Origin of the sequence: Jiella sonneratiae, assembly GCF_017353515.1 — a bacterium.
GTDB lineage: Bacteria > Pseudomonadota > Alphaproteobacteria > Rhizobiales > Rhizobiaceae > Jiella > Jiella sonneratiae.
The window spans coordinates 1-8,936 of sequence record NZ_JAFMPY010000050.1 but is presented as its reverse complement, the minus strand read 5'-3'; the positions used below and the strand labels follow the sequence as shown (position 1 = coordinate 8,936).

Annotated in this window: 7 protein-coding genes and 4 pseudogenes; 4 read left to right on the top strand and 7 right to left on the bottom strand. The window is 54.4% G+C overall.

Annotation, left to right across the window (positions count from 1 at the left end; genetic code table 11):
• Window positions 1-228: 228 nt before the first annotated feature.
• Window positions 229-411 (bottom strand): annotated as a pseudogene (locus J1C47_RS23920) (IS5/IS1182 family transposase); the annotation flags it as partial.
• A gap of 96 nt (window positions 412-507) precedes the next feature.
• Here J1C47_RS23920 and J1C47_RS23165 point away from each other — a divergent pair.
• A pseudogene (locus tag J1C47_RS23165) lies at window positions 508-763 on the top strand (IS66 family transposase); the annotation flags it as partial.
• 30 nt (window positions 764-793) lie between these two features.
• Here J1C47_RS23165 and J1C47_RS23160 read toward each other — a convergent pair.
• Complete coding sequence (locus tag J1C47_RS23160) at window positions 794-2,101, bottom strand: glycosyltransferase family 2 protein (protein ID WP_207353177.1); 1,308 nt, start codon at window positions 2,099-2,101, stop codon at window positions 794-796.
• A 3-nt stretch (window positions 2,102-2,104) separates the two neighbouring features.
• The gene (locus J1C47_RS23155; protein ID WP_207353176.1) at window positions 2,105-3,727 is read right to left on the bottom strand and encodes a glycosyltransferase domain-containing protein; all 1,623 of its coding nucleotides are present in this window, start codon (window positions 3,725-3,727) and stop codon (window positions 2,105-2,107) included.
• Window positions 3,728-4,074: 347 nt separating this feature from the next.
• Here J1C47_RS23155 and J1C47_RS23150 point away from each other — a divergent pair.
• A pseudogene (locus J1C47_RS23150) lies at window positions 4,075-4,416 on the top strand (IS66 family transposase); the annotation flags it as partial.
• Window positions 4,417-4,454: 38 nt separating this feature from the next.
• Here the strand turns inward: J1C47_RS23150 and J1C47_RS23145 are convergent.
• The 4 genes and pseudogenes from J1C47_RS23145 to J1C47_RS23130 form a co-directional block, all read right to left on the bottom strand.
• Window positions 4,455-4,652 (bottom strand): annotated as a pseudogene (locus tag J1C47_RS23145) (IS256 family transposase); the annotation flags it as partial.
• A 571-nt stretch (window positions 4,653-5,223) separates the two neighbouring features.
• Entirely contained in the window at window positions 5,224-6,432 is a 1,209-nt protein-coding gene (locus J1C47_RS23140) for a replication initiator protein A (protein ID WP_207353175.1), read from the bottom strand.
• Between the two features lie 117 nt (window positions 6,433-6,549).
• Entirely contained in the window at window positions 6,550-6,834 is a 285-nt protein-coding gene (locus J1C47_RS23135; RefSeq protein WP_207353174.1) for a ribbon-helix-helix domain-containing protein, read from the bottom strand.
• On the bottom strand, window positions 6,806-7,459 hold the full coding sequence (locus J1C47_RS23130) for a ParA family protein (RefSeq protein ID WP_207353173.1): 654 nt from the start codon (window positions 7,457-7,459) through the stop codon (window positions 6,806-6,808). The genes J1C47_RS23135 and J1C47_RS23130 overlap by 29 nt, the downstream gene beginning before the upstream one ends.
• Window positions 7,460-7,786: 327 nt before the next feature.
• Between J1C47_RS23130 and J1C47_RS23125 the strand changes: the two genes are divergently transcribed.
• Together J1C47_RS23125 and J1C47_RS23120 are read left to right on the top strand one after the other, a co-directional pair.
• Window positions 7,787-8,044, top strand: a complete 258-nt coding sequence (locus tag J1C47_RS23125; RefSeq protein ID WP_210382411.1) for a type II toxin-antitoxin system ParD family antitoxin — start codon at window positions 7,787-7,789, stop codon at window positions 8,042-8,044.
• A 3-nt stretch (window positions 8,045-8,047) separates the two neighbouring features.
• Entirely contained in the window at window positions 8,048-8,344 is a 297-nt protein-coding gene (locus J1C47_RS23120; RefSeq protein WP_207353172.1) for a type II toxin-antitoxin system RelE/ParE family toxin, read from the top strand.
• Window positions 8,345-8,936: the final 592 nt, after the last annotated feature.

Here is an 8,936-nt window from a genome sequence, read left to right as displayed (position 1 = left end):
CCACGACAAGCATCCCAACTCGGCCTCCGATCAATCTCGGAAGGCACTTTGAACCCCTGCGTCACAGGGGTCCCGTTTGGACGCCGATCACCCCTGAAACGGGGTCCTTATTCCACGCCGATTCACACCAGAGACGACGAAACTCAGCGCACGGATGCAGACCCTGTGACCCGGCAAGGATCAATCTTCACGGACGACTCTCATGCCAGAAACCTACTCGCCGCAAGGCGGCCTCCGCCGTAGGCGTACTGGCTTGCGGCGATGGATGCGGCTGGTCTTGCCGGCCTTCTGAAGGAAGCGTTCGTTCTCGGCCGAGCGATAGGCGCTGTCGGCCCAAACATCCGAAGCGGTATTGTCCGGATCGATCAGGCCCTCGCGCAGACGCGCCCCGTCATGGGCAGCGGCATCAGATCGGCCAGCAATCCGCCAGTTTCCGGAGGCGTCCACCTGACGCCCATCAACAAAAATCTCTCGGCTGCGGCCTACGCCGTATGCGTACCTTTTGCCCGCGCCATCCAGCACAAATTCCGCCGGGCCAGGGATCAGCTTCTGACCTTTGCCGACTGGCCCGGCAGTCGAGGCGACCAACAACGCTTGCGAACGCGCGCTCCGGCCCGCCGTCATACAGCACAAGGTCACCAACGGCTATCGCGTCCTATGGGCCGCCGAAGGCGAGGCCGACATCCGCACCGTCGTCGATACCGCTCGACTTCGAAGCAGCGCAAACCATTTCCAAACCATCCGTCAGACCGTCGGAGCCTGAACGCTGAACGCGGGAAATGGGGGTGGATAATTACGCTGAGGTCTCCGACATCTCTTCCAGGTCCTCAAGCGTTATATAGGCAAGAGACCGCCTAGTAATTTCTACTGGCAACACCTCATCTATATGTCCTTCTTTAATATTACCTGGTAAAACCAGACAAATTTGCTTATGTGCGCCCACCACTTCCAGAAAACTCATGATTTCGTCAAGGTATAAATGATCGACGCGCGCCAATCTGTTTTCCACATTGTTACGATGGATCATGATCTCGCTTATGACCGCTTTTCCGCTATCCACATTCTGATCGATTATAACAATATCCACTTGTTCGACTAATTCTTTAATAATATCCCAGCTATATTTCTGCGCCTTGTGACCGTCTGGCCGCTCGCCTAAAATCGATAGATGTACGATATCATCGTCACCCGTTTGCACGACGCTGTACTTCTCTCCTTCGATCAACGGTCTACGTAAGCATTTTTCATACACACGACGAACGACATCCAATTCAGTGCTATCGTGTAACGTTTTCGTCAGTTGACGAAGGATTCGGTCTCCATACCTTCTATTTAGCACCTTACGCCCCGCCTCCGACAAATCCGATCGGTTGGCATGGCCGAAACTCTTACTCTTTGAATGCAAAACGATTGAACTCGGAACAACAGCCAAGTCCCCACCGAACTCTAATAATCGGAGGCAAAGATCATTCTCTTCACCATAACCAATTGGAAAGTTGTGTATATCAAAATTACCAACCGAGATAACCGCTTCACGGTCCAACATCGTGCAAAATCCGTTCAAAATAGGAACAAAACTACACACTTGTGATAGAATCAAGCGCGCCGTATTGAGTCTTTCAAGGCGGTTCTCTCTAACCCCTTCAAAGAACTCAAAATTTTCACACCAAACACCCTCCTCAAAAACGAACGGTACACTTTGGTACGAGGCAGCATTAGAAACAGGACCAGCTCCTACGAGGTTTTGGTATGCATTAAATGCGCTCAGTAACGGCCCAAGCCATTCTTCCACAAAAACGCAATCACTGTTTGCGACAACAACTAAGCGCCTTTCTGAATCCTGTATGCCGTAATAAACATTAGAGGTATAACCAACATTTGACGGCCGTCTCATCACTCGAAAGTTTTCAGCCAACGTTGCGATGCGACTTAAGGCCCGTTGAGTCTCTTTTCGCGACGCATCGTCAAGGAATGTTACACATACTGCAGGCGGTACAGTTTTTTTCAGCGTGTCGGCGCAAATAACAACATCATCCGCCGCATTGAACACTGGAACTAGAATTTCAACATCATCAAAACTGAATGCTTTACGCTGCAGCATCGTCTAAGCTTTAGCCTCCGTGTGGCGGAGGGATTGGCTGCGATCTGTATGAGGAACTTTATAGAACACTCTTGACCTCTTTATGCTATTCTGTCCGTCGATATCGTGCACGTTCAGATGAAGATACCAACTGCAATAATCAAAAGACATTTGATCTCGTCGTGGGCCCAATAGAATTTCGCGCCACCATTTCTTGTTAAATAGCGTCACATTTGGTGCATCATGACGTCGATAGAGAACATTAGTTTCATGCAATCCCAATTGCTCAGGAAAACCCTGAGAGCGAATTCGCTTCACGTACTTATCTACGACATCTTCCGCCTCCAAATTTAGATTAACAACCGCTTTAGCTTCATCATAAATGCAATTGCGATCCGGATGTCGAAATGTCCTAATTACGGAAGACGATCGCCAGTTCTCCAGTGACTCGACAACGTCCTCATAAAAACGGATGTTTGAGTCTATCCAGAGCGAGTCGACGAAATTTGAAAACAAGTGCGTGCAGTGTGTTTTAAACCATAGGCTGGCTTTCTTTGGATCGGTGTGTATCCATGGCGGACGTATTATTTTCCATGTGTCGGGAACATCCTCGACTGGTGAGTCTGTGATCATATACATATCAACGTTATCTAGACGGGGGGCATCAAAGAATTTGTCGTATCCGCCAATGTTTACAGAGTATATACAAAACTTATCGGAACGTTCTTGGGCCGTTTTTATTATCTCATTAAAAACATACACTCGCCGCGCCGGTCCGCGCAAAACAAATGGAGTAACAAGCGCACTGCGTCGCCGTCCGTATGCATTGTTCAGAAGAGAATTAATGAGATCCAGCTCGCCGGAGAACTGATTATTATCATCGACGCCAAGTGCGTCGGGCGAATTAATAACGTCGCGGACGTGCCGGACATCCAAGCCTGCATCAGCGAGCCGAATAGTAACGAGCGAAGAGTCGGGCTCATCGAGTGGTCGATGGCTATTAGACGCAAAGCTGCTTGTTTGGGAGCCAAATAAAATATCCGCTTTATTCAACAGCGCGTTAGAAAATTCTTCGAATGCGCTATTTGCATCTAATTTCCGTAAACGCGGGCGTTCGCTTCTCGAAGGAGCCCAAATCATTCGTCGACCTTGATATAGGCCCTCAGAAAGAAAATGTCTGAGTTCATACGAATGACCAGAGACATCTGCATAATTGGCTGCGTATAAAGCACAGTCAAAAAAGCTAATCCGTGTCATATCCTCGGCAAGAACAGCCTCAGAAAACGTATTATAGTCGACAGCATCGAGTAATGGGTGCAAAAATAGGCGATTGGAGGATTTTTTAAAGTAATCAGCGAACGAACGATATTCCTTAAAGTAGAGCTGTAAGCGAATCCATCGCGGACATACAAATGGACTTGGAGAGATGTGATCATTAAAAGGATATTCAGAAATCAGCTGAATGGTTAACTCAGCGTCATTCTTGTGATATAAATGTGGGAGGTGCTGCTTGACATAGGCCAAGTCAATTAACGGGGAGGGATTGTTCCAAGCCAGAAATCCGTAACGCAGAAAGTGTTCGTAAGGGGATAATTCTGTGTAATCAGTTGGGAGATAACGGCGCCTATAAAAGTCCTCGTCAAACATTAGGCAACTTCCTTGCGAGGTGAGAGTGGTGATGGCGTGACGACTGTGTATTCAATCTTGCAATGTGGCTTCGAGAAAGAGAAATAAATGCGAGGAGTTATAATGGGTCATGGTCGCATGGCATGAGGTGTAGTGTACTCCCGGAGACCCGAGCCTCTGAAGGACCATTTTGGTTGGGTATTCCTACGAAACGTGTGGGTTCGTCAAGGCAGTTTTTCACACGCCATGGGGTCTTGCCCCCGTTTGATCGGACAATCATGCGGTTGCGGATTGGGCTGATTGGAACTCGAGGGGACTGTCATCTGTGGATGGCCCCTGCGGTGCAAGGGTGGAGTTGGATTGATGCGCCGATCTCGCCCATGGCCCTGGAGGCAGTGAAGCGGATCGATGCCCTGTTCGATATCGAGCGCGCCATCAACGGCCGGTCCGCCGATGATCGCTTGGCCGTCCGCCAGGAGAAAAGCCTGCCGCTCCTCGCCGAACTCGAAACGTGGATGCGCACCGAACGGGCGCGCCTGTCGCGCCATGCCCCAGTCGCCAAGGCCATGGACTACATGCTGACCAAGTGGGACAGCTTCGCCTGCTTCACGACAGATGGCAGAGTTTGCCTCACAAACAATGCGGCGGAGCGAGCGCTCAGGGGCCTGGCCCTGGGCCGCCGTTCATGGACCTTCGCCGGCTCCGATCGCGTCGCGGAGCTATGGCTGATTTTGGGTGACGGGTCCGATCAGGCGGCGCGTTGATCGGCGTCTGGGCTGACCGCGACGCCGTCGGTGAATGTGACGCCCGCAATGACCATCGGCAAGCGATTTTCGCCTTTCAGCTTCCGCCAAGTTTTTGAAGCGGCCATGACGAGCTTGAAGACCATGAGCTCGGCGGTCTTGTGCGACAGGGCGCCTTTCGTTCGGGCGGTTCGCATCCGAACTCTTCGCCGCAGCCGCGCGAAGCGCCGCCGATGAGTGGTCCATTCGAGTGATCTCTACCGCCATCGAAACCTCCGTGGTTCAATGCCAGTGAATCACTCGCTCGCCATCAAGGGAATCCCCGCCGAGTCAGAAATCGTGGCCGTTGGTATAAGGTGGGACCTTCGGCCCTTGGATCCTTTTCAAAACCAAAAATTAAATTTGAAAAATCAGCCGACAGGCGTTTTTATATGTTTTTCTAGTTTTTATATTGGTTTTATATAGTTTTAGCCAAAAATATCTCAATCCGCACAAAGGCTTATACCCCCTTCGCGGCAGTGATGTACGGTCATTCTGCAGTGATGTACGGTCATGACAGAATGATGTACGGCATTGACAGAATGATGTACGGCGTTTTGGGGAGTGATGTACGGTCTTTGACAAAAATGGCCGAGTTATCCACAGCCCCTCTTCCCGCCCTCTTTTTTGTCAGAAACACCCGGAACGATGTACGGGATTTTGGCAAACGCCTGCCCCGGGGCTTGGGCCAGAGCCATTTTGTCAAAACAACGCGGAACGATGTACGGCGTTTTGTCAGACCGGCAGAGTGGGCTGGCTGATCTCGCTCGGCTTGCGTTTCTGCATGTGCAGGATCTTGCCGTTGTTGCCGGGACGGATCTCGAGATCGTAGTCGGGAAGCGGATCCGCTTTGCAGTCTTCGACCAACTGCTCAAGGGTTTTTCGGAACTTGGTGGCAGGTAGCGAGGAACCGCTGCGAATGCGCACATCGTCGATGCGATAGAACGCCTCTCCGTCTCCCGCGGTACGACGCGCCAAGCGATAGAGGTATTTCCCGAGCGGGCGTGCGATCAGGAAATACGCCGGGTTGAGCGTTAGGATCGACGGACGTCCGTCCGGCGAGACCACGCCATCATAGACCCAGGTGGGGATCTCGATCTCGACCTGGTCGATCCGGTCCTGCTGAGTGCGGGAGACCACGCGGAAGCGGCCAATTAGCGGGAAGGACTCGGTTTCGCGGCGCTTGCCGTCATTGAGGTTGGTGATCTTGACGCGGGTCGCCTGGAGGCGATCGAGGGACTTTTCCAGCTCGAGGTACTGTTTGCCCCCCAGATTACGACGGCAGAACTTGAGGAGTTCCGTCGCAGAGGGGCGATAGATCCGGGCGGGGACATTCGGGCGCAAGCCCTTGTTGCGGGCGATGGTGTAGTCCCGGACTTCGGCCGCCAGGTGCGAGACCATGTTGATGAAAATGTCGTAGTCGTAGGCGGTCGCGAGCCCCACATCGGCGCCGCCCTCGATGGTGACGATGCTGTCCCGCAACTCGTAGCGCAGAACGCCGCCTTTGACCGTTTTGGACAGGGAAAACGGCGCGATGTCCATCAGGTTGAGGTCGTCTTTGACCGGGGCGTCGTGCACCGCCGGGACGAAAAACATCAGCTGATCGTCGTCGAGCGGCGCGGGACGGCTGACCGGCCGCGGCGAACTCGGCGCTTCGTGGGTGATGACCTTTTTGACTTCGCCCAGGTGGATGGATTCCGCGAGCGAGCTGAAGCGCTGCCGAAGAGACTCGTCTTTGACGCTGCTGAGGCGCAGGTCGGCGAAGCTGCGGCGGGAATAAAACCGCCGCAAGCGGCTGAGAGCGTCCTTGTCCAGGGGGACGTAGGTCTCGCCGCGGACCGCCTGAATCTCTTTGACCACGCTTTGGAGATAAGCGTTTTTCTCGTGCAGAGAGAGCGCCGCAAAGGCGCTTCGGTCGAGAAGATTCAGTTTGTGCCGACTCATGGTTTCACCATGCACCGCATTTTCACGACGCTAAAGCCAATTGCCTACATGCTCGGCAAAAAAAGCGACGTTTCAGCGCTTACGGTTTGCTGTTTGCCGTAAACCGTAAGCAGCAGCCTACTGGAGGCCCTGCTCTTTTAGGGACGGCTGACCATACTTCGACAGCATCATGTCGACGCCTTCCTGCAGGAGGTCGTTGACGCGCTTGTCCTGATCGAGAGCCATCTGCTTGATGAGCTTGAGCGCTTGCCGCGGCATGTAGACCGTGGCTTTTTCCTGCGAGGGTTTGGGCTTTGCGGTGGGTGTCAGGGTTACGACCTTGTCGGTGTCCGTGGAACCCTCGTCCGGTTGAGACCGTCCGGCCAACTGTTCTTCAAGCGACACGCGCTTTTTTGTTGCCATCGGCTGCTCCTTCCATCTTGTTCAAAATCCATTGCAACAGGCCGCGGATCTCCCGGGCTGCTTTGCCTTGCGGGTCTCGTTCTGTGACCCCCTGCCCGAGTGCCAACGCGTCGATGTGATCTGTTCGGGTGGCCAGGGATGCCGTCGCGACGACGCCACCGAGCTGCAGAACGCGGTAGGCGTCATTGGTTCGAATGGATCGGCCGGGCGGGCATTGATTGAGGACGAAGGCAAACTGTTTGCCGAGCTTGGTCAGGCTCGCGGTGGTGGGCCGTGTGGCCTCGATGTCAGCAATACTCGGGCGCGCTGGGATCAAACACATGTCGGCGTGCTCCATAGCGGACACGGTCGCGGGCGTGTTGACCCCCGCGGTGTCGAGCAGAATCAAGTCGTATCCCTGGTTGGCGAGAGCGGTGAGCGCGGCCTTGAGTTGACTGGCGTCGATGGTGGCGACTTCGGGCGTTTCGGCTTCGCGCCGTTCAAACCAGTTTTTTGCCGTCCCCTGAGGATCGAGATCAATCACATAGACGCGGAGCCCCTTCTCCTGAGCTGCCACGGCCAGGGAAACGGCAAGGCTGCTTTTGCCGGTGCCGCCTTTTTGGGTCACGAGAGCGATGGTCTTCATAATCTGAATCCTCCTACGGCTCACATTAAACGGCAAGCGGTTAACGGTTTGCCGTACGCGGTTCGCGTCACGCCGTGTGCTTTATACCGCACACATTCTGGCGCGAACCTTACGCCGCATACGTCACACGGTTTGCCGTTTACCGTTTGCGGTACGCCGCGGGCGCCTGGTCTTCCTCCACGGTCTTGACCCTGCCGCATACGGTGTGCGGCATGCCGTAAGCCGTTTACCGCAAGCGGTGCGGATCTTACGCCAGGCGTGAGGTGTTAGCTCCCGCTTGTCTAAAATGTTATAAAATGTTATTAAATCGCATAATGGAGGTGCATAATGGCAAGCGTAACGATTGGGGAGCACTACGAACGGATGCTCCAAAGCATGGTGGAAAGTGGTCGCTATGCGACTGCAAGCGAGGTCATTCGGGATGGGTTGCGCCTGGTGGAAGAGCGCGAACAGCTCCGAGAGGCCAAGCTCGAGGCGCTTCGGCATTTGATTGCTGAAGGGGATGACAGCGGCGCGGCCGAACCTCTGGACATGGCCGCGATCAAAGCCGAAGCTCGTCGCAAGAGGAACGAGAAGAAAGCCTAGCTTTTGAGCCTACGCATTACCCGGCGCCCTCGAGCGAGAGAGGATCTTCTCGAGGTCTGGAGCTACATTGCCGACGACAATGAAACGGCTGCGGATCGCATGCTCGACCGCATTGAACAGAAACTCCTCATGCTGGCGGACAATCCGCGCGCTGGGCGTGAGCGCCCGGAGGTCGCTGGGGGGCTGCGCAGCGTGCCGGTCGGTAATTACGTGATCTTTTACCGCATCGAGCCGGACGCCATCATCGTGGTCCGTGTTCTCAGCGGGTACAAAGATACGGATGCCATTGAGTTTGGCTGACGTAACCGTTTGCGGCACGCCGTTTACTGCCCTCCAATCCTGACCAGGACGCTGCCTGAAAGGGCAGGGGGATGAGGATTCCCTCGGAGCCGCCATCGCCCGGATTGAGTTGCACGGGCGGTGAGCCTGGGGGGCAAGCCCTTTACCGAAGGCGGCCACCAGGCCGGGGCTTGCGGCCCAGGCGGCCCGTGCGACGATCACCCGCTGATGGTTGGCTTTATTGAGGGTATTCCCTTGGTGAGCCGGAGCAACTTTTCCGCTTGCCTCTTACCACCTGCATCTCGTTGCCCAATCCGGGGGCAAATGGACGCTTATTCATTGCGAACATTGGAGATTGCGGCACACTCCACGCATGAGACGTGTCCGCTTTTTGTTTTCCGTACTTGGCCTGATTGGGGTACGCCTACGGCGGAGGCCGCCTTGCGGCGAGTAGGTTTCTGGCATGAGAACAGTGCGTATGGACAGGAATACGCACAGAGCTTTCGAGCGGCTTGAGATTGTCGAAACGGGTCGGCGTCGTCGCTGGAGCGACGAAGAGAAGCTGAAGATTGTCGTCGAGAGCATGGCGGCCCCGCGGCTGGTCTCGGCGACG

Bases quoted from the DNA above. Each gene is read 5' to 3' on its own strand.
- J1C47_RS23160 (WP_207353177.1), bottom strand. From the start codon at position 2,101: ATGCTGCAGCGTAAAGCATTCAGTTTTGATGATGTTGAAATTCTAGTT.
- J1C47_RS23155 (WP_207353176.1), bottom strand. From the start codon at position 3,727: ATGTTTGACGAGGACTTTTATAGGCGCCGTTATCTCCCAACTGATTAC.
- J1C47_RS23140 (WP_207353175.1), bottom strand. From the start codon at position 6,432: ATGAGTCGGCACAAACTGAATCTTCTCGACCGAAGCGCCTTTGCGGCG.
- J1C47_RS23135 (WP_207353174.1), bottom strand. From the start codon at position 6,834: ATGGCAACAAAAAAGCGCGTGTCGCTTGAAGAACAGTTGGCCGGACGG.
- J1C47_RS23130 (WP_207353173.1), bottom strand. From the start codon at position 7,459: ATGAAGACCATCGCTCTCGTGACCCAAAAAGGCGGCACCGGCAAAAGC.
- J1C47_RS23125 (WP_210382411.1), top strand. From the start codon at position 7,787: ATGGCAAGCGTAACGATTGGGGAGCACTACGAACGGATGCTCCAAAGC.